The organism is Paenibacillus xerothermodurans, from assembly GCF_002220865.2.
GTDB lineage: Bacteria > Bacillota > Bacilli > Paenibacillales > NBRC-103111 > Paenibacillus_S > Paenibacillus_S xerothermodurans.
Genome location: NZ_NHRJ02000002.1, coordinates 51,082 through 72,967 on the forward strand (window position 1 = coordinate 51,082; position 21,886 = coordinate 72,967).

Sequence of the window (21,886 nt, forward strand, 5' to 3'; positions counted from 1 at the left end):
CGCCGGCTGTCCGCCTGGGTGCTTGTCACTGTCCACTAAATGGGATTTGGCTATACTGGGAAGCCGTTAATTTATTAGCCCTTGTTGACTGTCCTTCGACCAATGTGAAATCCACGAGTGTGTTCTGCGGTGCTGTATTACCACCCAGCTGCAGCAGAAGCAAGTCCATAGCTTTTTCTCCGATGCCAACTTCGTTTTGCCGGATATGCGTGAAAAAAGGCTTACCCAGAACACAGGGAGGTGAGTCAAAACATATGACAGCATAATCCTGAGGAATCGACTTACCAACCGCCTCCAGCGCATATTGAAGTATCAACGCTACGCCATATTCGCACGCAATGAAGGCCGTCACATCAGCATTGCTTACGATGAAGTCCTGGATCGCGCCGATGCTTGCGTCTAAGTCATCTTCCGCTATAGTCGTCAAAAACAACTGTGGATCCAGTTGGATTGCCTTTTGCGCATATGCCATGTGAAACCCTTGCATGCGTTCCTCAATCGCACTGGTGCCCTCCGGCCGACGTGATATGAAACCAATTCTTTCGTGGCCCAATGAAAATAGATAGTTTGTTGCTGCCGTTGCCGCTGCCCGGTTGTGCGTACACACGGAGCTGGCCGGGATATCTCGCAGGTAACGATCCACCAATACTAACGGATAATTTTTAACTACAAGTTCTAATATTTTGGGGTTGTAATGCCTTCCGCTAACCGGGAATACAATCAAACCTTCCACCCCTATCTCTATGAGCTGGCTGATCGCAAGTTCCTCAATAGTGCTGCTCCCATGGGAAAGTTTGATCATTAAATGCGAGCCACTTTGGTTGCACTGCGCTTCAATAGCACGGACAATACCGCTGCCATAGCTGTCTCCGAGATCCGGGAAAATTATCCCCAGCAGATGACCCTGTTTGGGCTCGACGAACTCGTGTGCTGGCTGGGGAGATAGGAACTCCTGTTTCGAGAGGAACGAGCCCTTCCCTTGAATTCTGTGAATGATACTGTGCTGAGAAAGCAAATCTAAAGCTTTCTTAGACGTAATACGGCTCACTTGAAAATGTTCAGCGAGCTCTTTCTCGGACGGTATCCGGTCGCCGGCTTCCAATTCGCCGTTTTTCACTTGCTCAATAATATAATCATAGATTTGCTTGTATAAGGGGCCTGCATTCATCTGTCGTACCATCTACTCCCACAGGTTGATATATAAAATATAACAAGTGGCGGATAATTTGTAAAATTTGAAACCGGCGTGAGCTCACTTGGGTTGCGGTTGGATATGTAAGGCTTCCCCTTCCATGTATTCTGCCAGTAATATCTGACCAGCGTGCTGATAGCCCTGCCTCTTGATTTCTGCATCAAGCCACATCTGGTCTTTTCCAATTCTGTTCAGCGCCGTTTCCGCGATATTGCCATCGATAATTACAGGTACGGCTAGTTGTTCAGCATTATATCTGATGAGACTTAAACTCCCATTAGGCTCAAGAAACGCAAGGCGCACCTCCCGCACGGTAAAAACATCCTTTTGGCGCAGCAAACTCAGTAACTCATTGATGTCCATATTATGTTTTTTTAAAGTACTTTTGTTAATTTTGGCTTGTTCAATGATAATGTCCGGTTCTCCATCTAACAGTTTGCGTGCTTTACTGGACTTCAGAGTGATTTGGTCAATGATGATAATTAGGGAACCCCATACTGCGATAGCGTATATCATGTGCATAGCATTAGCTTGTTCAACAAATAATACATTGCCGACAAGCTCCGACAAAACAATGGCAGAGATGAAATCGAAGACGGTAAGCTGCTTCACCTCTCGTGCGCCAATTAGCTTTGTCATGATGAATAATGCAATGAAGCCCACAACTAATTTGACCGACAAGTGCAGGAAAAGTTCCATTGTTTATACCTCAATTTTTGGTTTCATGCTCGCCCAGACTGAAGACTATGGCTTATATTTCGAACTTACCAAGCGCTTTATTCATGGCTGCGTTGAGTCAGCCATTCACTGCGGTGTATTAATCAAATGCCCGACGTAAACATAGAAAAAGCCCCAAGACGGCATCGTCTTGAGGCTTTAGAATAACATTGTAGAAATATATACCGTTCCCTGAGAGATTCGAACTCCCGGCCTTTTGATTCGTAGTCAAACGCTCTATCCAGCTGAGCTAAGGGAACATATGGAGCGGAAGACGGGAATCGAACCCGCGACCCTCGCCTTGGCAAGGCGATGCTCTACCGCTGAGCCACTTCCGCAAAAAAATAATGCTTGAACCCCCACGGTCACCCGCTAGATCCTAAGTCTAGTGCGTCTGCCAATTCCGCCATACGCGCGTTTCATCAAAGTGAGCCATGTAGGACTCGAACCTACGACACCCTGATTAAAAGTCAGGTGCTCTACCAACTGAGCTAATGGCTCTTAAGAAATGGCTGGGGATCTAGGATTCGAACCTAGGCATGACGGAGTCAAAGTCCGTTGCCTTACCGCTTGGCTAATCCCCAAGGGTTATAATATGGGGCGATCGATGGGACTTGAACCCACGAATGCTGGAGCCACAATCCAGTGCGTTAACCCCTAAAACAAATGGAGGCTGATGGATTCGAACCACCGAACTCGTAGAGAGCAGATTTACAGTCTGCCGTGTTTAGCCACTTCACTAAGCCTCCGTATGGTGCCGCCGAGAGGACTTGAACCCCCAACCTACTGATTACAAGTCAGTTGCTCTACCAGTTGAGCTACAGCGGCAAAAACATGGCTCGGGACGGAATCGAACCGCCGACACGAGGATTTTCAGTCCTCTGCTCTACCGACTGAGCTACCGAGCCAAACTATGAATGGCGGAGCCGACGGGATTCGAACCCGCGGTCTCCTGCGTGACAGGCAGGCATGTTAGGCCTCTACACCACGGCTCCGCGATTGGTTGCGGGGGCAGGATTTGAACCTGCGGCCTTCGGGTTATGAGCCCGACGAGCTGCCGGGCTGCTCCACCCCGCGTTATACCATGGTGGAGGCTGACGGGATCGAACCGCCGACCCTCTGCTTGTAAGGCAGATGCTCTCCCAGCTGAGCTAAGCCTCCATGAATGACCCGTAGGGGATTCGAACCCCTGTTACCTCCGTGAAAGGGAGGTGTCTTAACCCCTTGACCAACGGGCCGACCTATGTGATTCCGACGGAGAGAGAGGGATTCGAACCCTCGCACCACTTACGCAGTCTAACCCCTTAGCAGAGGGTCCCCTTATAGCCACTTGGGTATCTCTCCATAATAGCGGCGAAGGGAATCGAACCCCCGACCTCACGGGTATGAACCGTACGCTCTAGCCAGCTGAGCTACACCGCCGTTTTCTTATAACTAGCACATCACGAGAAAGAGGGATTCGAACCCTCGAGACGCTGACGCGCCTGCACGACTTTGCCATCGTGCTCCTTCAGCCGCTCGGACACTTCTCTATATTTGGCTCCCCGAACAGGACTCGAACCTGTGACAACTCGATTAACAGTCGAGTGCTCTACCAACTGAGCTATCAGGGAACATTGGTGGAGCCAAGCGGGATCGAACCGCTGACCTCCTGCTTGCAAGGCAGGCGCTCTCCCAGCTGAGCTATGGCCCCGAACTACTGAGTATGTCCTCTAAACTTGAGCGAAGCAGATGTTCATAGTGGGCCTTAGTGGACTCGAACCACCGACCTCACCCTTATCAGGGGTGCGCTCTAACCAGCTGAGCTAAAGGCCCTTATCAATTCCGTACAGTGTGACCATCTTAAACTTGCAATCTATCTTACACTTGCGTCAACGGGCAGAAATATAATTTATCACATGAGCGCGTGGGTTACAAGGACTAATTATTACCATAACCACTCTGCAACTCACAGGTAAGCAGCAGCTTACTAGCAAATAACATGGTTAACCGACCGGATTACTAATTTAACATTTTCAACGGTACATTACAATGCATTGTTTTATCCATATTTGTCATTGTTTGTATGTATTCAGCTTCTCATTTGAATTGCTTATTCTCAAGCATCACCAGCTGTGAGGTTGTGGTGTTCGCTGTGTTTTTGGTGTGTCGAACAAGTTGCGCAATGACTTGATAAGCCTGTCTCGCACCCGCGACAAGTAAAGGGACCCCCAGCACGTCAATTTTCATCCAAAGTGACAACAAGCCTCCGCACCGCATGCGGAAAGGCACCGTTGGCGATGTGTCGGATAATATGATCTTCTCATTTATCGCTTTTTCCTCAATCAGCATATCAATGAGATTGTAAATACCGGGAACCAAGATGGTAGATATTCCTCGGCCCATCGTATACACTTTGTTGCCGTCTTCGTCTATTCCATGGAAATATAGTTTTCCTCTATCCGAAAATGCAAGTTTGTTAAAATTGTGACAAGCCAATATCTCTTCTCGTGTTGGCTCACGCGTTGGGTCTAGCTTCTGCAAATGATAAGCGGCGGCTAACACCGTTGTATGTGTGCCTGCGAAGTCGTTATAAATAAATAGCATTCCGCCGTACTCCAATCGAGCTTTTGATTAGTTTTGGTCGTCGGCGGTATTTATATGTATTTTTGAAAATGCTCAACCTCACTCCGAAAGCGCGCAATGTTTAGCTTCTTTGCCCGAGCGTGTGTGCTGTGCACTTCATACATTATATGGCCACATAATCACTCAGAAAGGAGCACATCATATGATCAATGTGTTTCTCGACGATAAGCGGCGCGCACCTAAAGGTTTTCGTATTGTGAGGTCCGCCGCCGAATGTATCGAACTATTGCAAACACAGCAAATTCAAATCCTCTCTTTGGATTACAACCTTGGCGGGAACAAACCAACCGGGTACACAGTCGCCAAACATATGGTGCGACATAAATTGTTCCCCAAAAAAATCATCATTCACAGCCACAGTCCGCACGGGCGAATGCAAATGTATAGGGTACTCTGCCGACATGCGCCGAAGCGCATTCCCATCCTGATTCGCCTGAGCGAGGGCAGCGTGTAAAGCATTGCACCTGAGCATTATTAGATCATCAATCCGTCGTAGGCAATCTCCACTGTAACGGGAGCATTGTTTGCGAAATATTGCTGCAGCCCGTCATAATCCAGTCCATCAGCGTGGTTGATGTGCGTCGCCAGGATCCTGGTATCCTGATTAATTGTCCCCTGCTGGAGCAGCGTTTCCAGCACCCTGATGAAACTGTATATGTCGAGGTGCTCGGCGCCGGGCGCAAGAGCGTGGGAGCCAAAAGTACATTCCATCACGAGCAGGTCCAAGGTGTGAGACTGCAATAAGCCGAACGTATCTTCAAAGTAATAACCGGTATCCACCGCGTAATACATCGTGCGTCCGTCTGGTAGAGTGATGAGATAATTGGCGGCCTGCTCATGTTCTCCGTGCCCCCTATGATTGCCTGGGAACGCCCGAACTTTCATCCCGCCGATCACATATTCCTTTAGATAGTCTATTTCGACCAACTGCACTATCCCATTCTTTATCAAGGAAAGCTCGTGTTTGGTCATCCTTTCAAACGCCCATTTGTAGGCCGGGGATGTCAAGTAAATGCGCAACGGCTCTTCCCCTCTGTCTCGCGCCATCTGTCGGAGATTGAGCTGATTCACACAATAATGGTCTTCATGCGTATGCGTCACAATAATGTGTTTCAACGCATGCAGATTGATGCCGCATTTTAGCGCCTGAGCGAACGTATCCGGCCCATAATCGATGTGCACACGCTCGTTGAGCCTGAATGCGCTCCTCGTACGCACCTCCACGCCCCCCTTCCGGCGGGCATTCTCACAGATGCCGCATTGGCAGAACGGGTTCGGGATGCCTTCCGCCGCACCGGTGCCGAGAAAAGTCATACCATATTCCATTACTCTCACCGCTCCTCTTTATAATTTCACTGCTTCCCCGGTCCTGGCAGACTCATAAATCGCCATTATGATCTTGATCATGTCTACTCCATGCTCAGGCAGCAGGATGGGCTGAGTGCCATTTTGCACACAGTCTATGAAATGTTCAATGTGTTTACCGTGGGCCATAGCTTCCTGTTTTCCTTCGCCAGCCGCGGACGAATGTCGCATAATGTTCCTTCAATCTCTGTGAATAGCTTCAGATCTTCGTGTTTAAAACTCACGCCGGCTTTGGAGCCTCGCAACTCTAAGGAGCTGGCTTCTTCTTCTATGTTCGAAGCCCAGCTGAACTCGATTTGCAGTGTCGCGCCGTTCCCAAACCGGATAAAACCGGTGGCCAAATCCTCTACATCGAATGTACCGGCCTCCTGCTTGTCTCCAAACATACTATGCACTGAATCCGAGATACCCGAATCCGCGAATTTGCACCCACTTTTTTATGCCGCACGTGATAGGATCGGTGATTCGCCTGCCTGATCACGCCTTCTGATCGATTATTCTTGTTGCCGTCTGGCATTCGGCCGGTTATTTTATGGTGATTTACTTGGCTGCGCTGCAGAGAGTTCCCAAGGATTCGCTTGAGGCTGCGGAAATCGATGGGGCGGGCCGCTGAAGGCGATTCTGGAGTGTGGTTTTGCCGTTAATTCGGCCAGCCATGACGGTGTGCCTGTTCTTAGCTATTTCAGGTGGCTTAAAAGGCTTCGATCTGAACTTCGCTTTAACGAAAGGCGGTCCGTTCGGGACGACGGAATCTATTGCTTTACAAATCTATCAAGATGCATTCACGAAAAACTTGTTTTCCTACGCGTCGGCGAAAGCGGTGTTATTTTTCCTTGTGCTGGCCTGTATAACACTGGTTCAGGTCGCGTGGATGAAACGCAGGGAGGTAGAAATGTGAACCCATGAAACGGTACGATGCGAGCAAATGGATACTTGAATTGTCACTGATTGTGCTGGCGATCCTTTTTATGCTTCCGCTGTATATCACTTTCGTAAGCGGTTTTAAAACCTACAACGAAATTCTTACCTCAACGTTAGCGCTGCCGCAGCAGCTGCAATTTGATAATTTTGGAATACAGCAGTGAATGGCATCTGGCGCTCGCCGCTCTCACCCTGGCGGTGATACCGATTATTCTCTTTTTCTTGTTTATGCAAAAATACGTCATTCAGGGTATCACGGCGGGCGCTGTAAAAGGCTGAAGTTGATTATACAATCCAACATAAGGAGAGAGCGTAGTGCGAAGGTTGAAGCTGGGAGTTATCGGCACAGGCAATATTTTAGCGACATCGATCTCGTAGATATCTGCACAGATAATCTTGACCATTCCAGGATTGCTATTGCCGCCCTTGCGGCAGGGAAACACGTCTTCTGTGAGAAGCCGTGATGCCGTGAATGTAGAAGAAGCGGAAAAAATGGCAGAGGCTGCAAAAAACAGCGGAAAGGTTCTTATGACCATGAGAAACAATCGCTTCCGTCACGCTTCCCAGTTTCTGAAACAGTATATTGACTCGGGTCGAATGGGAGACATTTACACCGGACGGTGCGGGTGGATCCGCCGGCGAGGGATACCGGGCAAAGGCGGGCGGTTTACAAACAAATCGTTATCCGGCGGAGGCCCTTTGATTGATCTGGGTGTCCACTTTATCGATTTGGCCGTTTGGCTGATCGGTAACCCTAAGCCTGTGTCCGTTACCGGAGCCACTTACTGCGCAGCAAATTTCGTGTTTTTAACGTTACGTTAGGCGCAAGTGCAAGCTGAAAGCCGGACAGATTAAGCAAAACGGTAGTACGGCAATATAGGACGGGATTGCCTGTCCAGGACTTGCCGCATATAACGACCGTATCTCAGAAAAGGAAAAGGATGCCTCCCTTGTGCGTACGTCTGCGGCATTCTAAGCAGCAGCAGTAGGCACAATATCTCATATTACAATTTAAAAATCATCACCGAACGTTGATACATTTTTCCTTCAAAAAAGCTTTTATATCAGCTATAGTGTATTCATTATAATGCAGCAATGATGCAACTAACGCTGCGTCAACATTCCCTTGTTCAAATACCTCTCTTATGTGGTCTAAGGTTCCTGCGCCACCTGAAGCTATAACTGGGATCTTCACTGCTGCCGAAAGTATCTGCATCAGTTTAATGTCATATCCGTTTTTCATACCATCCCTATCTATGCTCGTGCAAATTATTTCATCCCCCCGATAACGGAGAAAGGCACATACACTTGTTCAGCAACTCGCTGAATCCAGTCGTATTTAACTTCATCATTTTTTAAAGACGCAGTTGTGTCTAAATAGATTAACTCATCCGCTCCTGCTTCTGCATACGTTCGACCAAGAACCGCGGGGTCACCGATTATCGTAGGATTTCTAAATTGTACGTACTTCACAGCTTTGTCATTTAAAACATCAATTGCTGGTATTATTCTTTTTCTTAACAGCATCTTCACCTACTTTTTTATCCAACATTTAATCACAAATGCACGCAATAATTTTCAAGTAACGCTATCCCGATCTCTCCACTTTTTTCTGGATGAAACTGTACCCCAATGACATTTTCCTTTGCGATTACACTCGCAAACTCCCTTCCATATTGCGTGTAGCCTACAGCTTGAGATGTCTCTTGTGTTGTTACATAAAAACAATGTATAAAATAAAAATCGGAATTGTCTGGAATCCCCCTAAATACAGGATGTGTAACAGCTTGCTTAACTTGATTCCATCCCATATGTGGTACTTTCAGATTTTGATTAAAAGGCGAAACATTTCCTTTAATGACACCTAAGCACCCTGTGTCTCCCTCATCACTATAATCAAGCAACAATTGCATTCCTAAACAGATACCAAGAAAAGGGACCTTAGAGTTAATGTAATCCTTAATTGAAATGGAAAATCCTATATTATTGAGTAGCTCCATCGTTTTTTTTGCATTACCTACTCCGGGAAAAATGATTTTGTCTATACCAATAAACTCACTCAATTCCGAGATTATCTTCGTTTTTACACCGAATCTGTTGACAGCTTTTACAACACTATGCAGATTGCCAGCACCATAGTCTATTATCCCGATCATAACAAATTATACCCCCAGCAAAAGTAACTCATAGTTATCAATATTCTTGTACCACCAGTAGTGATATCTTATGTAGTCGAATCTAATTATAGCCCAGGCCTTGGTGATCTATCACTGATTAGCGTATAGAGGAAACACTTACTTCACAGTAAACACAAAGGACTTGAAAAAATTTTTATCTTCCAAAATCCGTCTATAGTTGTCCCAACCTGCCCAGGCAATGGTGCTGCTGATTCCGTCCCAGTCTTCAAAGGAATACACGGACAGCCCCAAGAAACGGCACAAACACGGTGACCGTGAAAAAAATAACCGCCGGCGCGACAAATACTGTGTAAGTAAGGATCGACTTATACTCCGTCTCATTTCACTCAGCCCTTCCTACCGTCGACGCCGGCATCCCAGATGGTTTTGGAGTTCCTCCACTACCTGCTCTCTGTTCATTTGGCCTGCCGCATAAGCTTGCAGCGGTTTCCAAAACTCTTGACTGAATCCTGCAGACATGCGGAATCACCATTGTCACTAACAGCATAGACATAGCCTACAGGTGCATGCAAAGAGAAGATGTGGAGGTTTACGTGTGCGGAGGAGCCAGGCCGGAGGCGAATTCTAAAACAGGACTCGTCGGCCCGCTGGCGGAACAACTGATTTCACAATTACGGGCAAACATCAGCTTTATCGGTACTCAGGGAATTGAATTGCGCGTGGACCGATTGCAGCGGGCTTGCCCGCTCGCGCCAGCCTCGGTCTGCTCAAATGTGCAGAACCATCTCATCCGTACCTTGAAAGCCTAATGATTCATACAATCGACGCGCATGGTGGCTGGCGAGCAATCTGACCGTTTGAATGTCTTGCTCGGCCAACCAACGCAGAACAGCCTTAGTTGCAGCTCTCGCGCAGCCCTGCCGGCGGAAATCTTGCAGCACATACACATCACCAACAAAACCATATCTACGATTTTTGTAAAAGCAATAAGGAATGTCCGCTTTAATAAACCCACCGGCACAGGCTGTTATCCGGTCGTTGGCTTCCACAATGTAATGCAGGGCTTCTCCGTTCGAGTACAGCGTTCGATAGGTATCGATTACTTCACTAATGAAGTCGTCGATAAGTAAGTGTGCCATATCTACTTCCACAAACATGTTATATTTGAATTGTGCAATGATCGGAATTTCACTGACATCCGCTGGTCTGCAAATCATATTTTCGCTCCCCCCGTCATTCGGCGGCCTTCGGGTTCACTTGGCTCACGCATGGAAACCTGCCGCCCCGTCCTGCCTTCTCTCTAACTTCACATATTCTGCTTGGTTCCTTAATTTTCCTGCCAACACCCGTGATTGTGCCTTTTGCGTAGATGGCTCCCATGCCAGATTTCGACAAAATGTGCACGCTGTGATAGAATAATGCTTATTTTTTAAGGGAGTTGCAGTATCAATGATGGTAGAGTGGTTAATGCAGTTTTATGATCGGGTTAGATGGACGGATTTGTTCATCTCTGTCGGCATCATGTTGATTTTCCTGCTGTTTCGTAAACTGTTCACCAGATACGTAATTGCGCTGATAGTGGACAAATTCTCCAAATCGAAGCATGTCGTTTTGTGGGCAACAGCTTTTGAAAAGCCGATTCGCGGCTTGTTCGTCCTGGTAGGTGCCTACCTGGCAATTACATATTTCATGCCGCCACAGTGGTGGGCCATGGTTTACGTAGACCGGATCTGCCGTAGTTTGGGTATCATTTTCGCGGGCTGGGGAATTTACAATGTATCTGCCGCCTCGTCCGCGCTTCTTGAAGGCATTAGCAAAAGATTCGGTTTGGATGACTCGAGTATGATGATCCCGTTTCTGTCGAAAGCATTGCGTTTCATTATCATAGTTCTGATCATCACAGCAGTCGGCTCGGAATGGGGTTTCAGCGTGAACGGTTTAGTCGCGGGAATGGGGCTCGGCAGTCTAGCCATTGCTTTAGCCGCTAAGGATACGCTGGGAAACATTCTCGGAGGTATTGTGATTATCTTAGAAAAACCTTTCTCTAAGGGCGATTGGATTATGACGCCCAGCGCGGAAGGCATTGTCGAAGACATCACGTTCCGGAGTACCACAATTCGAACGTTCGCTGATTCTATCGTGACGGTGCCCAACGCCACCTTGGCCGATCACGCAATCACCAACTGGAGCAAAATGGGAAAGAGGCGTATCTCCTTCACCCTGGGTGTGGCATTGAATACCGAGCGAGATCGGTTAGCCAATGCGGTTGAACGGCTGGAACTGATGTTAAATTTGCATGACAAAGTGGACCAGGACACCGTTCTGGTTAAATTCAACGAGTTTAATGAGAATCACTTAGGCATTCTCTTTTATTTTTTCACAAAGACGACCGTCTGGTCCGAACATCTGGCCGTGCACCAGGAAATAAATCTAGCAATATTGGAAATATTGGAGGAAGAAGGGGTAGAGTTAGCCTATCATTCGCAGCGCATCTTGGTCGAAGAGGCCGGCTTCAACCAGGTCAAGCGTTACTCGCAGGTGTAAGTTGCTTGGTGTAGAGAGCAGCCCAGAGCCGATCTGGGCTGCCCAATAATTCCGCGGTGCCCGCCTCTTCACCGGAGCACACAAAGGCCCTCCGCGCCAGGCAGCCTTATCGTCACATCTTGGAAGCTCACGAAACTCCCCCTGCTTTACGGCTGTTCATCGATGTACGCCTGATATTGTTCACTGTCCATAAGGTTGGCAATCTCAGCCTGCGCCGCCTCCGTACACTCGATCTCCACCATCCAGCCCAGGTGATAGGGTTGTTCATTGACTAGTTCCGGCTGATCAATCAGCACGGCGTTGACTTTCGTCACCGTGCCCGACACAGGTGCGATCAGGTCGGACACTGTTTTCACGGATTCTATTGTGCCTATATTTTGTCCCGCATGTATTGCGGCTCCAACTTCGGGAAGTTCGATGAAAACGACATCCCCTAGCTGGCACTGTGCAAAATCGCTGATACCCACGCGCACAGTCCGGGGATCCAGCATCTGCATCCACTCATGATCCTCGCTGTACAACAGTCCCTCTCGCACTTCGCTCATATTGATTTCACCTCCTAAGATCCGCATGAGCCAACCAGGAAAGCTGATGAGTGCAGCCGTGATTTTAGCATAAGTAAGGACAATCCTTTGCGTCAATATGCCTAACATAACAGCTAAGTTGGCTCAAATGTCCATTGACATATTTCCTTATTTTAGGAAATAATCATAAATAAACAACACAATACATTTAGTGAATGATGGCGATGAGAGAGATTACTTGACATTAAAGTAACGCCGAAGGGGTAAGCCGCCAGGTGAAACTCTCAGGCAAAAGGACCGTCGCCGGACACACCTCTGGAGAGTGCCCGTGCGGGCCGCCGAAGGAGCAACTCATGCTATCGTGGCATCAGGGAACTCTCAGGTACAAAGGACAGAGGAAAGAAACTGAGGATGCTGACACAAGGGCAACCGACTTCTTTCCTCTGTCCTTTTTATGTTTTTCACAACCAACACTGTTAAACAAACGAGGTGATTGCAGCTATGGCTAACTTAAAGCGGACACCGCTGTTCCCGCTGTATGCCGGACATAATACCGTCCGGTGCATTGACTTCGGAGGTTGGGCACTTCCCGTGCAATTCAGCAGCATTCAAAAGGAACACGAGGCCGTTCGGCAGCGAGCAGGGTTGTTTGACGTATCGCACATGGGCGAAGTGCTGGTGACGGGCGTCTTCGCCGAGAAATATCTGCAGCAGCTGACCACCAACGACGTCGGCAAGCTGCAAGACGGCCGCGCGCAATACAGCCTCATGTGTTACCCTGACGGCGGAGTGGTTGACGACCTGTTGGTGTACCGTTTGACCGCAGACCAGTACATGCTTGTCATTAACGCGTCCAACATTGACAAGGATATTCAGTGGATGCGCCTTCACTTACTGGGTGACGTGGAGCTTGAGAACATTTCCGATACAACCGCACTGCTGGCGATACAAGGCCCTCATGCGGAGACCATCTTGTCCACAGCGACCTCAGCCGCTATAAACGAGTTGAAAAGTTTTCGCTTCACACCGGATGCGGACGTGTTCGGCGTTAAGGCTCTGATTTCGCGCACCGGCTACACTGGAGAAGACGGATTTGAAATCTATCTCCACGCGGATGACGCACCCGCGGTATGGGAGGGTCTGCTGGAAGCGGGGCAAGAGTACGGGCTGCTGCCAGCAGGTCTCGGAGCCCGCGATACACTGCGTTTCGAAGCTACACTGCCGCTGTATGGCCATGAGTTGTCCCCTGCTACTTCTCCGCTCGAAGCGGGTCTCGGATATTTCGTCAAACTGGAAAAGGAACGATTCATCGGGCGGGAGGTTCTGCTGACACAGCAGCGTGAGGGGTTGCGGCGGAAGCTGATCGGCATCGAGAGCATTGACCGGGGCATCCCCCGCTCACACTATCGTGTGTTCGCGGACGGCAGGTGCATCGGTGAAGTGACCTCGGGCACACAATCCCCCACGCTAAAAAGAAATCTTGGGCTGGCGCTCCTGGAATCGTCTTATTGTGATATTGATACGGAATTAGAGGTAGAGATACGCGGCAAACGGCTGAAAGCCCGCGTGGTGCCAACGCCATTCTACAAACGGCAAAGATGACCTGAGTGCTCAACCACTTTTTTTTAAGGAGATGATCTTCTTGCGGCATCGCTATCTACCGATGACTGAGCAGGATCAACAAGAAATGATGCGGGTGATCGGCGTGAGGTCGATCGACGAGCTGTTTGCCGACATTCCTTCTTCCGTCCGCTTCCAAGGCGCCTTGAATGTTTCGTCTGCGCTCGACGAGTCCGCCCTGCTTACTCATACTCGACAGCTGGCGGAGAGAAACGCGGATACCGATCACTATGTCAGTTTTTTGGGAGCCGGCATTTATGATCACCATATTCCTGTCGTCATCAATCACGTCATCTCCCGTTCTGAGTTTTATACGGCGTACACGCCTTATCAGCCGGAGATCAGCCAGGGCGAACTGCAGGCCATCTTCGAGTTTCAATCCTACATTTGCGAATTAACCGGCATGTCGGCAGCGAACGCCAGCATGTATGACGGAGGCACGGCGATGGCCGAAGCCGGTGCGCTCGCAAGTGGAGCCACTAAACGCAAACAGCTTATCGTATCCCGGGCGGTGCATCCGGAAGCAAGGCAAATATTGAGAACGACGGCTCGCGGGCTGGATCTCCAGGTGGTGGAAGTCGATTATACCGATGGAGTGACGGATCTGGAGCGATTGGCAGAGGCCGTATCCGATCAAACAGCCGCGGTCATCGTTCAATCACCGAATTTTTTCGGCTGCCTTGAGGAATTGAAAACGATCGGCGAAATCATCCATAAAGCTCACGGACTCCTGGTAGTCAGCACAAATCCTTTGTCGTTAGGGATCCTGGAAGCACCGGGGGCGCTTGGCGCGGACATTGTGGTCGGTGACGCCCAGCCTCTGGGTATCCCCTCTTCACTGGGCGGCCCCACCTGCGGATTTTTCGCCGTCGGTTCGCCCTGGATCCGCCGGATGCCCGGCCGTATTGTGGGCCAAACGGTCGACCGTGACGGCAAGCGCGGCTTCGTCCTGACGCTTCAAGCCCGTGAGCAGCATATTCGGCGGGAAAAGGCCACCTCCAATATATGCTCCAACCAAGCCCTCCTCGCACTGTGTGCCTCCGTGTATCTATCGGTGATAGGAAAGGCCGGTATACAGGAGGTGGCCAAGAACAACGTGCATAAGGCTCATTATGCCGCGAACGCCCTGGAACGCGTGAACGGCGTCTCACTCACGTTTCGCCCTCCATTTTTCAATGAATTCGTCGTCAAATTGCCCGAACACTCCAATGTTCAGAGTATCAATCATGCCCTGCTGCATTCCGGGTTCATCGGCGGCTATGACATAGGAAACGACTACCCTGAACTGCAGGGACAGCTGCTGATTGCGGTCACCGAGCGTAGAACCAAAGCACAAATCGACGAATTTGCCGACAGATTGGAGGCCCTGCTATGAGCAACAACGAGCTGGAACGGGTTAAACCTGCTGGCAATGATAACGTGAAACATGATCAACCACTTATATTTGAGATCAGCAAACCGGGCCGCATCGCTTATTCCTTGCCCGCATGCGACGTAGCGGCGCCCGACATCACGGAATGGATCCCTTCGCATCTGCTGAGAAGTCGTCCCGCACAGCTGCCGGAGGTGTATGAGGTAGATGTCATCCGACACTATACGGCACTATCGCGCCGCAATTTCGGCATAGATAACGGATTTTATCCACTAGGCTCCTGTACGATGAAATACAACCCCAAAATCAACGAAGATGTCGCGCGTTTCCCCGGCTTTGCGAAAATTCATCCATATCAGCCTGTGTCGTCCATCCAAGGAGCATTGGAGCTGCTGCACACGCTGCAGACCGACCTGGCTGAGATTACCGGAATGAGTAAAGTCACCCTGCAGCCGGCTGCCGGCGCCCACGGCGAGTGGACCGGACTGATGATGATCCGCGCGTATCACGAGAGCCGCGGCGAGCACCGCACCAAGGTGGTTGTCCCGGACTCTTCGCATGGTACGAATCCCGCAAGCGCAGCCATAGCCGGCTTTCAGACCGTGACCATCAAATCGGATGCGAACGGTCTAGTGGATCTTGCAGAGCTCCGAAGGGCGGTCGGCCCGGATACAGCGGCGTTAATGCTCACCAATCCGAACACTCTCGGGCTGTTCGAGCAGCAAATCCTTGAAATCGCCGAGATCGTGCATCAAGCGGGAGGCCTCTTGTATTACGATGGCGCAAACTCCAACGCAATTATGGGCATCGCACGCCCCGGCGACATGGGCTTTGACGTCGTGCATTTGAACCTTCACAAAACGATGAGCACACCGCACGGCGGCGGCGGCCCCGGCGCGGGCCCGGTTGGGGTGAAAAGCGCGCTTGTGCCTTTTCTGCCTTCACCGACCGTTGAGCGTGACGGGCATGGAACATACTATTTGGAGTATGATCACCCTCAATCCATCGGCAGAGTGAAGTCCTTCCACGGAAACTTCGGCATATTGGTGCGGGCGTACACTTACATTCGCAGCTACGGTGCGGAAGGGCTCAGGCAGGTGTCCGAGTGCGCCGTCCTGAACGCAAACTACATGATGCGCAGACTGCAGCCATACTACGATGTTCCGTTCGAGCGAATCTGCAAGCACGAATTCGTCTTGTCCGGTAGAAGATTACAAAAATTCGGCGTGCACACATTGGATGCAGCCAAACGCCTTCTCGATTTCGGTTATCATCCGCCAACAATCTACTTCCCTCTTAATGTGGAAGAATGCATTATGATTGAACCCACCGAAACGGAAAGCAAAGAAACGCTGGACGCTTTCATTGATACTATGATTCGTATCGCACAGGAAGCACAGCATGAACCTGAACTGCTGCTGAATGCGCCTCACACGACCGTCGTCAAGCGATTGGATGAAACGCTAGCAGCTCGCAAGCCCGTTCTGCACTGTTCCTGTGGTTGGTCGTGAGTATCGCCTCCTAAGTGAGCTCCTGCCGCAACCGCCGCCTATGCGGCTTTCTCCCACCATGGCTAGCGCATATTTCACGCTGCTCGTCTGCCGCTACTTCGCTGGAAATAGATCAATACTATCGATCTCGGCAAAATGTTCTTTATGCGTAATTCGGATTGTGTTAACTCCTTTGTTCAAATGTACTTTTGCTGTGGAAAGCCCCCAATTGTTCCAGCCGGAATAAGCTGTATAGAAATTGCTGCCGGCACCCCCGTTCACCGACAACGTATGAATTGCCCACGGTCGGCCGGTGGTGCCGTTGCCGGTGCGAGCACCCACAATATAGTCGCCGGCATGTTGCGCGTACACTTGGAACTCCACATAGCTGTCAGCATGATCGATGTATCCCACCTTTTTACCGCCGGAAGCGCTTACTTCTGCTGCCGTTTGAGGACCATTGACCAGTGCTGCAGCTTCAGCCTCATAACGGTAGTGCGGTTTCTCCCCGGATGGCAGCGGAATCGGCGCGTTCGGGTTCACTGGAGCGCCCAAATGTGGGGTATCGTCTGTGTTCCAGGTAAATTGCTGTGCTCTAATATTTCTCGTCCACCCGGCGCCCTGCCATCTCGCCGTATGATAAATGATCCAATCTTCTTCTCCATCTTTAGACTTGGTAAAGCTGTGATGTCCCGGGCCATGAACGCCATTGGCAGTGGCGAAAATAGGCTTGTCTCTCTTTGTCCAAGAGGCGGAGTCAGTGAGATCGTCTGTAATGTCGGCTGTAATTAGACCCAGACAGTACGTGTCGGTCCAGCTGCCGCTGGCGGAATACACCAAGCTGATCGTGCCGTTACGAATGATGACCTGTGGGCCCTCATTCACTTGGGGGCTCGTATTCGTCTCCCACGCATAGGTAGGTGTAGCGATCATGCTGCGCTCTGAGCTGATGGTCCACGGATTGCTCATCTTCGCGATGTAAATATTCTGCTTGACGTTCGTCGTACCTTCCCATCCCGACCAGAGAAAATAGCGCTGTTTACCGACCTCCAGCACGGTGCCGTCGATCGCCCAGCGTTCCGTCGAATCACTGATGTTGCCCTTGAAGGTCCATTGTCCTTCGAACGGATCCTCGCTTGCATTCTCAAGCACATACATGCGGTGATTTTCGTTACGTCCGTCATCGGCGGCAAAATAGATGTACCACTTACCGTCTAAGAAGTGCAGTTCTGGAGCCCATATGTTTTTGCTGTACATACCTTCCGACGGCGGCGTCCAAACGGTCTTACTGTCACCTGCATCGAGTCCGCTTATCGTTCTGGAACGCCAAATCGTTACGTCTCCGCCCGTTGTCTTCGTGAAGTAGTACCAACCGTTGTTGTGCTTATACATCCAGGGATCTGCGCCATCTTGCATAAGCACGTTGTAAAAATTGCGGACCGGCTTCAGCCCCGGCTTGTCGGCGTTCACCTGCGGTGCTAACATCATGGTCATCACAACACATAGCACAGACATCAACATCCGTTTCACGAATAATCACTCCTTTTACGATTTTTTACTGTCAAATTCCGTGTGAACCATGCAAACTATCCGCCGTCGCTGCAAAAACCATTCCGCGCCGGACGATGCGGCGACAAATCAGCGGACAAACACGGCCTACGGTCCGGCCTGCGGACCAACATGCGGTTGCACCTGCGGCACGATCTACGGACAATCAACGGACCACCTGGTGCTGTATCACCCCCTTATCAATGATAGAATTCTGTGTCATTCAAATAATTCCTTTTTTGGGAGATTCAATTCCCTTCGGAATAAAAAAACAGCTTGATTTCTCAAGCTGAACTTTGATGAGCCTCCGCGCACTAACCAAACCTTTCGGGCAATGCCTTAATCATCTCCTCATACTGTAACGCGATCGCTATTTCCAAGATATGCACGGGATTTCTGTGCGCATAGGCTAACAGCAATTCTCTGTTAAACTCCTCGTCATTCATTTTCAGACTTTTTTTTATCAGTTCCATCATTGCCATCTGGTTTCTGGCATTTAACTGCTCAATCTTTTCCACAGCTAATTCAATCTCATGTTCCATGATCGCACCTCTATTGTCTCGACATTGTGATAGAAAAAACTACAAGGCAGACAGCTGCTGCCCGCCATAAAATATTAGTTCGTCCGCCGCTCTGTTTTTGTGGTTTATGAGCAAAATTTGTCTTTGGCAGCAGATTGCGTGAGTATTACTAGAATGGCTTGGCTCTCGGCAAAATGGCGCGTCAGTTGACGTCCAACGTAGTGGTGATGCAGGCGGTGCGCAAACTCAACTCTCGGTCTAAGGTTTCAAAAGGATTGCCCTTAGTGTAATTAACTGTTGATCGACCTGGTCGATACAACTGTTTTCAGGAGGGACTGCAATGTTCAAACGTATGGATGAAATTATGATCGAAATTCCAGAAGTGAATACGCCGGACCCTAATGCAGCGGCGGCTGTGCAGGAGCTGTTGGGCGGCAAATTCGGCGAGATGTCGACATTGAACAATTACCTCTTTCAATCTTTCAATTTTCGTGGAAAACACAAGTTGAAGCCATTTTATGATCTGGTGACTAGCATCACGGCGGAAGAACTGGGGCATGTCGAGCTTGTTGCGCATGCAGTGAATAAATGTATGATGGGATCCACCAGCTATGCAGAGCCCGATGCCACCCCGCTTAACCCGCTAAAAGATATGCGGCTGTCGTATCCGTTTCTTGCCGGAGCTCAAGGCTCGATGCCCATCGACTCCATGGGAAGACCCTGGAGTGGTGAATATGTTTTCAACAGCGGCAACCTGATTGAGGACCTGCTGCATAACTTTTTCTTAGAATGTGGAGCGCGGACGCACAAAATGAAAGTCTATGAAACCACCGACCATCCGGCTGCCCGGGAAGTCGTCGGCTTTTTGCTGGTGAGGGGCGGTGTGCATGTGGTCGCTTATGCAAAAGCGCTGGAAGTAGCCACTGGTGTGGACGTAACAAAGCTCGTTCCTATCCCGAAATTGAGCAATAAAGCATTCAACGAAGCTCGAAAATATGAGGAAAAAGGCGTTCACACCAAGCTGTACACTTGGAGCGACGATGATTTCAACGAAGTAGTACAGATCTGGAAAGGCGCGCATCCTGAAGACGGTCAGCCTCTGGAAGTTATACAAGGGGTTCCGAAAGGAGTACCCATCCCGGAAGCACCAATGCTGGATGAGGAATTCGCGCCCGGTATTTCGGCGGAGGACTTCCTCGAGATCTCGAAGCGCCTCAAACAAGCCGCAAATGTAAGATAACTTATGTACGTTCAGTAAACATATGAGCATACCGAGGAGGTTCAGCGCACGCTGAGCCTCTTTTTTATCGCGTGCCGATGCGGGCAGAGCCTATTTCCTCCGCACGCGTTTCCATAGCGGGCGAGAACATGTCTCCATATGGCATGAATTACCGGTTGCATACATGACTGATATTATGTAAACTATTAAATGTAGCCGGTGACACCGAGAACCGTTAATATCGCGGGGTGGAGCAGCCCGGTAGCTCGTCGGGCTCATAACCCGAAGGCCGCAGGTTCAAATCCCGCCCCCGCAACCAATATTTAACTATACGTTCAACAATAACATTTTGCACCGTATGGGTCCGTAGCTCAGTTGGCAGAGCAGTTGACTCTTAATCATCAGGTCGTGGGTTCGACCCCCACCGGGCCCATAAATACATGAAATCCCACCAGCATCGCTGGTGGGATTTTTTTTGCCGCTTCTATTCGTTCACTCGAATCGCCTGTACATGCCGGTCATAAATGGCGAGTGATCCTTGAAACCATATCGTTCGTATAATCGCACATTTCCGCGCGTGGCGTACAGTCCGGCAAACGCAACACCGTTGTGGTGCCGGCGCTTTTGTATATAGGCAAGCAAATGTTCGATAATCGTCTTTCCCAATCCCCGCCCCTGGTGCTGAGGCAAAACCGCTACCTCTTGTATGTAAAAATACATAACTCCATCACCGACAATCCGCCCCATGCCGACAACGTCGCCCTCACACACCGCAACCACGGCGTAGATATGATTGCTAAGAGATGCTTGTGTCATCCGGGTGTCTATAGGGCCCCAACCCACGGCCTCCCACAGCTTTTTATGCTCCGCCGGTGTAGGCGCACGTTCAACGATTTGATATTGCCGCATTGGCGAAGTTCCCATCCTTGTACAAAAGATAATGGCGTAATAAGGCGCAGCACGCATGTCAGCATTAAACTGCCATAGGTTTCTCTCCACAACCTTACTCTCCCCGCCGGAAGTGTTGTTTAATCATTGCATGCAGAAATTGTTGACAACGCGTTATCAGCCCATGACCAGGCCGCCATCGACAATCAGATTTTGGCCCGTAGCAGCCCTCGCCCATGGTGACGCGAAAAAAATAACGGCATCAGCCACTTCCGACGGATCAGTGACCCGACGCAGCGGCGTGGAATTTTTAATGAGCTCAAACACCTCATCGGAAGTTGCGGAGCTGGCATCAGTCTGCTTTAACAAACCGCCGGACACCATATTCACTGTTATTCCATATTGCCCTAACTCTTTCGCCATGTTGCGTGTAAATCCTAACAGTGCGGCTTTACTGGTTGTATAGTCATGATATGCGACCACAGGGTTGTGAAAAAGGTTGGTTCCGATATTGATGATGCGCCCAAACCCGGCTTCCTTCATGTCAGCTAAGCCCGTCTGTATCGTATTTAACGCACCAAGGATCGCTCCTTCGAGCTGAGCCTGATAATCCTGCCACGTAATTTTAGAGGCATCTTTTTTACTCACAGGGTCAAACTTAAAGTTGATGAGTGCATTATTAACAATAGTGGTGACGGGTCGGCCGAAGTGCTTGTCCGCTCGCTGAAACATTTCTTGTACCTGTTCGATATCACGCACATCTGCCCTCAGCGCGATAGCTTGTTTGCCGATCGTTTGCTTGAGCTGTGACGCCTTGTCCTCGCTGTGATGATAGTTGATGATAACCTTTGCGCCTTCCCTGGCGAAGCCCTGTGCAATGGCCCTGCCTAAGCCGCGGCCTGCTCCCGTAATAAGCACTACTTGATCTTTGATCTCCATCCGCTGGCGCCTCCAAATCATAAATAGCCAGATCCCGCTAGAGGGCCTGGCCGCAAAAATAAGGTAAACATAGCTTGACGTTACTTTCCTACGCTGGTATGAACCAGATCAGGTCCGAAGGGTTAAAAACCTACCGTTTTTTCTCAGCCCGACTTTCACGGGCACCCCCAGTAACACGTATTCGATGCGTGCTTTCTAATCTTAACTTTCACATATAAAAAAGTAAACAGTTAGCGCTGATCTGGCAGGATTAGCAGTATGGT

At 49.7% G+C, this 21,886-nt stretch carries 25 protein-coding genes, 19 tRNA genes, 2 pseudogenes and 2 riboswitches; of the genes and pseudogenes, 14 read left to right on the forward strand and 32 right to left on the reverse strand.

Annotated elements, in window-relative coordinates; translation table 11 throughout:
* Nucleotides 1–25: 25 nt before the first annotated feature.
* From CBW46_RS03800 to CBW46_RS03890, 20 genes are all read right to left on the reverse strand, one after another.
* Entirely contained in the window at nt 26–1,180 is a 1,155-nt protein-coding gene (locus CBW46_RS03800) for a GntR family transcriptional regulator (protein WP_089198722.1), read from the reverse strand.
* A gap of 72 nt (nt 1,181–1,252) precedes the next feature.
* A complete protein-coding gene (locus CBW46_RS03805) occupies nt 1,253–1,891 on the reverse strand; it encodes a DUF421 domain-containing protein (protein WP_089198723.1) in 639 nt (212 codons plus the stop codon).
* A gap of 204 nt (nt 1,892–2,095) precedes the next feature.
* Nucleotides 2,096–2,169: transfer RNA gene (locus CBW46_RS03810), tRNA-Arg, on the reverse strand.
* A gap of 3 nt (nt 2,170–2,172) precedes the next feature.
* Nucleotides 2,173–2,247 (reverse strand) — tRNA-Gly (locus tag CBW46_RS03815).
* A gap of 90 nt (nt 2,248–2,337) precedes the next feature.
* Nucleotides 2,338–2,410, reverse strand: a tRNA-Lys gene (locus CBW46_RS03820).
* An 8-nt stretch (nt 2,411–2,418) separates the two neighbouring features.
* A tRNA-Gln gene (locus tag CBW46_RS03825) sits at nt 2,419–2,493 on the reverse strand.
* Nucleotides 2,494–2,576: 83 nt separating this feature from the next.
* Nucleotides 2,577–2,658: transfer RNA gene (locus tag CBW46_RS03830), tRNA-Tyr, on the reverse strand.
* A 3-nt stretch (nt 2,659–2,661) separates the two neighbouring features.
* Nucleotides 2,662–2,737: transfer RNA gene (locus CBW46_RS03835), tRNA-Thr, on the reverse strand.
* A 7-nt stretch (nt 2,738–2,744) separates the two neighbouring features.
* Nucleotides 2,745–2,817: transfer RNA gene (locus CBW46_RS03840), tRNA-Phe, on the reverse strand.
* 10 nt (nt 2,818–2,827) lie between these two features.
* Nucleotides 2,828–2,904, reverse strand: a tRNA-Asp gene (locus CBW46_RS03845).
* Nucleotides 2,905–2,909: 5 nt separating this feature from the next.
* Nucleotides 2,910–2,986, reverse strand: a tRNA-Met gene (locus CBW46_RS03850).
* A gap of 8 nt (nt 2,987–2,994) precedes the next feature.
* Nucleotides 2,995–3,070 (reverse strand) — tRNA-Val (locus tag CBW46_RS03855).
* A gap of 5 nt (nt 3,071–3,075) precedes the next feature.
* Nucleotides 3,076–3,147: transfer RNA gene (locus tag CBW46_RS03860), tRNA-Glu, on the reverse strand.
* Nucleotides 3,148–3,164: 17 nt separating this feature from the next.
* Nucleotides 3,165–3,253 (reverse strand) — tRNA-Ser (locus tag CBW46_RS03865).
* Nucleotides 3,254–3,257: 4 nt separating this feature from the next.
* Nucleotides 3,258–3,331 (reverse strand) — tRNA-Met (locus CBW46_RS03870).
* 22 nt (nt 3,332–3,353) lie between these two features.
* Nucleotides 3,354–3,441 (reverse strand) — tRNA-OTHER (locus CBW46_RS21175).
* 5 nt (nt 3,442–3,446) lie between these two features.
* A tRNA-Asn gene (locus CBW46_RS03875) sits at nt 3,447–3,522 on the reverse strand.
* Nucleotides 3,523–3,526: 4 nt separating this feature from the next.
* A tRNA-Ala gene (locus tag CBW46_RS03880) sits at nt 3,527–3,602 on the reverse strand.
* A 48-nt stretch (nt 3,603–3,650) separates the two neighbouring features.
* Nucleotides 3,651–3,724 (reverse strand) — tRNA-Ile (locus CBW46_RS03885).
* Nucleotides 3,725–3,988: 264 nt separating this feature from the next.
* Nucleotides 3,989–4,495, reverse strand: coding sequence for a DUF3189 family protein (locus CBW46_RS03890; RefSeq protein WP_089198724.1), 507 nt, complete (start codon nt 4,493–4,495; stop codon nt 3,989–3,991).
* Nucleotides 4,496–4,676: 181 nt separating this feature from the next.
* Here CBW46_RS03890 and CBW46_RS03895 point away from each other — a divergent pair, with 181 nt between their 5' ends.
* The gene (locus CBW46_RS03895; protein ID WP_089198725.1) at nt 4,677–4,988 is read left to right on the forward strand and encodes a cyclic-phosphate processing receiver domain-containing protein; all 312 of its coding nucleotides are present in this window, start codon (nt 4,677–4,679) and stop codon (nt 4,986–4,988) included.
* A 20-nt stretch (nt 4,989–5,008) separates the two neighbouring features.
* Here CBW46_RS03895 and CBW46_RS03900 read toward each other — a convergent pair whose 3' ends face one another.
* The 3 genes from CBW46_RS03900 to CBW46_RS03905 are packed head-to-tail and all read right to left on the reverse strand — an operon-like array spanning nt 5,009 to nt 6,285.
* Nucleotides 5,009–5,860, reverse strand: coding sequence for an MBL fold metallo-hydrolase (locus tag CBW46_RS03900; protein WP_089198726.1), 852 nt, complete (start codon nt 5,858–5,860; stop codon nt 5,009–5,011).
* Between the two features lie 18 nt (nt 5,861–5,878).
* Nucleotides 5,879–6,070, reverse strand: coding sequence for a Gfo/Idh/MocA family oxidoreductase (locus tag CBW46_RS21655; RefSeq protein WP_341538164.1), 192 nt, complete (start codon nt 6,068–6,070; stop codon nt 5,879–5,881).
* Complete coding sequence (locus tag CBW46_RS03905) at nt 5,995–6,285, reverse strand: hypothetical protein (protein WP_089198727.1); 291 nt, start codon at nt 6,283–6,285, stop codon at nt 5,995–5,997. The genes CBW46_RS21655 and CBW46_RS03905 overlap by 76 nt, the downstream gene beginning before the upstream one ends.
* A gap of 110 nt (nt 6,286–6,395) precedes the next feature.
* On the opposite strand from CBW46_RS03905, the pseudogene CBW46_RS03915 reads away from it, so the two are divergent.
* The 5 genes and pseudogenes from CBW46_RS03915 (at nt 6,396) to CBW46_RS21670 (ending at nt 7,642) form a co-directional block, all read left to right on the forward strand.
* Nucleotides 6,396–6,797 (forward strand): annotated as a pseudogene (locus CBW46_RS03915) (carbohydrate ABC transporter permease).
* A gap of 4 nt (nt 6,798–6,801) precedes the next feature.
* On the forward strand, nt 6,802–6,984 hold the full coding sequence (locus tag CBW46_RS03920; protein ID WP_089198730.1) for a hypothetical protein: 183 nt from the start codon (nt 6,802–6,804) through the stop codon (nt 6,982–6,984).
* Nucleotides 6,983–7,099: pseudogene (locus CBW46_RS21660) on the forward strand (carbohydrate ABC transporter permease); the annotation flags it as partial. The gene CBW46_RS03920 and the pseudogene CBW46_RS21660, both read left to right, overlap by 2 nt.
* Before the next feature lie 2 nt (nt 7,100–7,101).
* Nucleotides 7,102–7,284, forward strand: a complete 183-nt coding sequence (locus CBW46_RS21665; protein WP_243633158.1) for a Gfo/Idh/MocA family oxidoreductase — start codon at nt 7,102–7,104, stop codon at nt 7,282–7,284.
* Entirely contained in the window at nt 7,271–7,642 is a 372-nt protein-coding gene (locus tag CBW46_RS21670) for a Gfo/Idh/MocA family protein (protein WP_243633159.1), read from the forward strand. Before CBW46_RS21665 ends, CBW46_RS21670 begins: the two co-directional genes overlap by 14 nt.
* A 199-nt stretch (nt 7,643–7,841) precedes the next feature.
* Here the strand turns inward: CBW46_RS21670 and CBW46_RS21675 are convergent, their stop codons facing one another.
* Genes CBW46_RS21675 through hisH form a run of 3 tightly spaced genes read right to left on the reverse strand, consistent with a single transcriptional unit; the run spans nt 7,842 to nt 8,976 of the window.
* Complete coding sequence (locus tag CBW46_RS21675; protein WP_243633160.1) at nt 7,842–8,063, reverse strand: HisA/HisF-related TIM barrel protein; 222 nt, start codon at nt 8,061–8,063, stop codon at nt 7,842–7,844.
* Between the two features lie 26 nt (nt 8,064–8,089).
* Nucleotides 8,090–8,347 (reverse strand): HisA/HisF-related TIM barrel protein, encoded by a 258-nt coding sequence (locus CBW46_RS21680; RefSeq protein WP_243633203.1) that lies wholly within the window; start codon nt 8,345–8,347, stop codon nt 8,090–8,092.
* A gap of 29 nt (nt 8,348–8,376) precedes the next feature.
* Nucleotides 8,377–8,976 (reverse strand): imidazole glycerol phosphate synthase subunit HisH, encoded by a 600-nt coding sequence (hisH, locus tag CBW46_RS03935; RefSeq protein ID WP_089198731.1) that lies wholly within the window; start codon nt 8,974–8,976, stop codon nt 8,377–8,379.
* A gap of 512 nt (nt 8,977–9,488) precedes the next feature.
* Here hisH and CBW46_RS22250 point away from each other — a divergent pair.
* Nucleotides 9,489–9,767 (forward strand): sugar phosphate isomerase family, encoded by a 279-nt coding sequence (locus CBW46_RS22250; protein WP_424446064.1) that lies wholly within the window; start codon nt 9,489–9,491, stop codon nt 9,765–9,767.
* Here the strand turns inward: CBW46_RS22250 and CBW46_RS03945 are convergent.
* Nucleotides 9,726–10,175 (reverse strand): GNAT family N-acetyltransferase, encoded by a 450-nt coding sequence (locus tag CBW46_RS03945; RefSeq protein WP_089198733.1) that lies wholly within the window; start codon nt 10,173–10,175, stop codon nt 9,726–9,728. The genes CBW46_RS22250 and CBW46_RS03945 overlap by 42 nt on opposite strands.
* A gap of 232 nt (nt 10,176–10,407) precedes the next feature.
* On the opposite strand from CBW46_RS03945, the gene CBW46_RS03950 reads away from it, so the two are divergent.
* On the forward strand, nt 10,408–11,502 hold the full coding sequence (locus CBW46_RS03950) for a mechanosensitive ion channel family protein (RefSeq protein WP_089198734.1): 1,095 nt from the start codon (nt 10,408–10,410) through the stop codon (nt 11,500–11,502).
* A 146-nt stretch (nt 11,503–11,648) separates the two neighbouring features.
* Here the strand turns inward: CBW46_RS03950 and gcvH are convergent, their stop codons facing one another.
* Nucleotides 11,649–12,047 carry a glycine cleavage system protein GcvH gene (gcvH, locus tag CBW46_RS03955; protein WP_089198735.1) on the reverse strand — a complete coding sequence of 133 codons (399 nt, stop codon included), beginning with the start codon at nt 12,045–12,047 and terminating at the stop codon, nt 11,649–11,651.
* A gap of 194 nt (nt 12,048–12,241) precedes the next feature.
* A riboswitch (glycine riboswitch) is annotated at nt 12,242–12,336 on the forward strand.
* Between the two features lie 191 nt (nt 12,337–12,527).
* Between gcvH and gcvT the strand changes: the two genes are divergently transcribed.
* The 3 genes from gcvT to gcvPB are packed head-to-tail and all read left to right on the forward strand — an operon-like array spanning nt 12,528 to nt 16,529.
* Entirely contained in the window at nt 12,528–13,628 is a 1,101-nt protein-coding gene (gcvT, locus tag CBW46_RS03960; protein ID WP_089198736.1) for a glycine cleavage system aminomethyltransferase GcvT, read from the forward strand.
* 31 nt (nt 13,629–13,659) lie between these two features.
* Entirely contained in the window at nt 13,660–15,021 is a 1,362-nt protein-coding gene (gcvPA, locus tag CBW46_RS03965; protein WP_279386452.1) for an aminomethyl-transferring glycine dehydrogenase subunit GcvPA, read from the forward strand.
* Nucleotides 15,018–16,529 (forward strand): aminomethyl-transferring glycine dehydrogenase subunit GcvPB, encoded by a 1,512-nt coding sequence (gene gcvPB, locus CBW46_RS03970; RefSeq protein ID WP_207802241.1) that lies wholly within the window; start codon nt 15,018–15,020, stop codon nt 16,527–16,529. Before gcvPA ends, gcvPB begins: the two co-directional genes overlap by 4 nt.
* Nucleotides 16,530–16,622: 93 nt before the next feature.
* On the opposite strand, the gene CBW46_RS03975 is transcribed toward gcvPB, so the two are convergent.
* Both CBW46_RS03975 and CBW46_RS03980 read right to left on the reverse strand, forming a co-directional pair.
* Nucleotides 16,623–18,029, reverse strand: coding sequence for a family 43 glycosylhydrolase (locus CBW46_RS03975; RefSeq protein ID WP_089199314.1), 1,407 nt, complete (start codon nt 18,027–18,029; stop codon nt 16,623–16,625).
* 341 nt (nt 18,030–18,370) lie between these two features.
* Complete coding sequence (locus CBW46_RS03980; protein ID WP_089198738.1) at nt 18,371–18,598, reverse strand: hypothetical protein; 228 nt, start codon at nt 18,596–18,598, stop codon at nt 18,371–18,373.
* A gap of 319 nt (nt 18,599–18,917) precedes the next feature.
* Between CBW46_RS03980 and CBW46_RS03985 the strand changes: the two genes are divergently transcribed.
* The 3 genes from CBW46_RS03985 to CBW46_RS03995 all read left to right on the forward strand — a co-directional run bounded on the left by CBW46_RS03985 (nt 18,918) and on the right by CBW46_RS03995 (nt 20,229).
* Nucleotides 18,918–19,817 (forward strand): manganese catalase family protein, encoded by a 900-nt coding sequence (locus CBW46_RS03985; protein ID WP_089198739.1) that lies wholly within the window; start codon nt 18,918–18,920, stop codon nt 19,815–19,817.
* A 221-nt stretch (nt 19,818–20,038) separates the two neighbouring features.
* Nucleotides 20,039–20,115: transfer RNA gene (locus CBW46_RS03990), tRNA-Met, on the forward strand.
* Between the two features lie 41 nt (nt 20,116–20,156).
* Nucleotides 20,157–20,229: transfer RNA gene (locus CBW46_RS03995), tRNA-Lys, on the forward strand.
* Between the two features lie 59 nt (nt 20,230–20,288).
* Here the strand turns inward: CBW46_RS03995 and CBW46_RS04000 are convergent.
* Together CBW46_RS04000 and CBW46_RS04005 are read right to left on the reverse strand one after the other, a co-directional pair.
* A complete protein-coding gene (locus tag CBW46_RS04000) occupies nt 20,289–20,795 on the reverse strand; it encodes a GNAT family N-acetyltransferase (protein ID WP_243633161.1) in 507 nt (168 codons plus the stop codon).
* A 66-nt stretch (nt 20,796–20,861) separates the two neighbouring features.
* Nucleotides 20,862–21,623: a 3-oxoacyl-ACP reductase gene (locus tag CBW46_RS04005; RefSeq protein WP_089198741.1), complete on the reverse strand. Its 762-nt coding sequence runs from the start codon at nt 21,621–21,623 to the stop codon at nt 20,862–20,864.
* A 68-nt stretch (nt 21,624–21,691) separates the two neighbouring features.
* Nucleotides 21,692–21,802: riboswitch (TPP riboswitch) on the reverse strand.
* Nucleotides 21,803–21,886 lie beyond the last annotated feature (84 nt).

What these genes read in the sequence shown, in the direction of transcription:
- CBW46_RS03800 (WP_089198722.1), bottom strand. Translation starts at nt 1,180, where the DNA reads ATGGTACGACAGATGAATGCAGGCCCCTTATACAAGCAAATCTATGAT.
- CBW46_RS03805 (WP_089198723.1), bottom strand. Translation starts at nt 1,891, where the DNA reads ATGGAACTTTTCCTGCACTTGTCGGTCAAATTAGTTGTGGGCTTCATT.
- CBW46_RS03890 (WP_089198724.1), bottom strand. Translation starts at nt 4,495, where the DNA reads ATGCTATTTATTTATAACGACTTCGCAGGCACACATACAACGGTGTTA.
- CBW46_RS03895 (WP_089198725.1), top strand. Translation starts at nt 4,677, where the DNA reads ATGATCAATGTGTTTCTCGACGATAAGCGGCGCGCACCTAAAGGTTTT.
- CBW46_RS03900 (WP_089198726.1), bottom strand. Translation starts at nt 5,860, where the DNA reads ATGGAATATGGTATGACTTTTCTCGGCACCGGTGCGGCGGAAGGCATC.
- CBW46_RS21655 (WP_341538164.1), bottom strand. Translation starts at nt 6,070, where the DNA reads ATGCGACATTCGTCCGCGGCTGGCGAAGGAAAACAGGAAGCTATGGCC.
- CBW46_RS03905 (WP_089198727.1), bottom strand. Translation starts at nt 6,285, where the DNA reads ATGTTTGGAGACAAGCAGGAGGCCGGTACATTCGATGTAGAGGATTTG.
- CBW46_RS03920 (WP_089198730.1), top strand. Translation starts at nt 6,802, where the DNA reads ATGAAACGGTACGATGCGAGCAAATGGATACTTGAATTGTCACTGATT.
- CBW46_RS21675 (WP_243633160.1), bottom strand. Translation starts at nt 8,063, where the DNA reads ATGAAAAACGGATATGACATTAAACTGATGCAGATACTTTCGGCAGCA.
- CBW46_RS21680 (WP_243633203.1), bottom strand. Translation starts at nt 8,347, where the DNA reads ATGCTGTTAAGAAAAAGAATAATACCAGCAATTGATGTTTTAAATGAC.
- hisH (WP_089198731.1), bottom strand. Translation starts at nt 8,976, where the DNA reads ATGATCGGGATAATAGACTATGGTGCTGGCAATCTGCATAGTGTTGTA.
- CBW46_RS03945 (WP_089198733.1), bottom strand. Translation starts at nt 10,175, where the DNA reads ATGATTTGCAGACCAGCGGATGTCAGTGAAATTCCGATCATTGCACAA.
- CBW46_RS03950 (WP_089198734.1), top strand. Translation starts at nt 10,408, where the DNA reads ATGATGGTAGAGTGGTTAATGCAGTTTTATGATCGGGTTAGATGGACG.
- gcvH (WP_089198735.1), bottom strand. Translation starts at nt 12,047, where the DNA reads ATGAGCGAAGTGCGAGAGGGACTGTTGTACAGCGAGGATCATGAGTGG.
- gcvT (WP_089198736.1), top strand. Translation starts at nt 12,528, where the DNA reads ATGGCTAACTTAAAGCGGACACCGCTGTTCCCGCTGTATGCCGGACAT.
- gcvPA (WP_279386452.1), top strand. Translation starts at nt 13,660, where the DNA reads ATGATCTTCTTGCGGCATCGCTATCTACCGATGACTGAGCAGGATCAA.
- gcvPB (WP_207802241.1), top strand. Translation starts at nt 15,018, where the DNA reads ATGAGCAACAACGAGCTGGAACGGGTTAAACCTGCTGGCAATGATAAC.
- CBW46_RS03975 (WP_089199314.1), bottom strand. Translation starts at nt 18,029, where the DNA reads ATGTTGATGTCTGTGCTATGTGTTGTGATGACCATGATGTTAGCACCG.
- CBW46_RS03980 (WP_089198738.1), bottom strand. Translation starts at nt 18,598, where the DNA reads ATGGAACATGAGATTGAATTAGCTGTGGAAAAGATTGAGCAGTTAAAT.
- CBW46_RS03985 (WP_089198739.1), top strand. Translation starts at nt 18,918, where the DNA reads ATGTTCAAACGTATGGATGAAATTATGATCGAAATTCCAGAAGTGAAT.
- CBW46_RS04005 (WP_089198741.1), bottom strand. Translation starts at nt 21,623, where the DNA reads ATGGAGATCAAAGATCAAGTAGTGCTTATTACGGGAGCAGGCCGCGGC.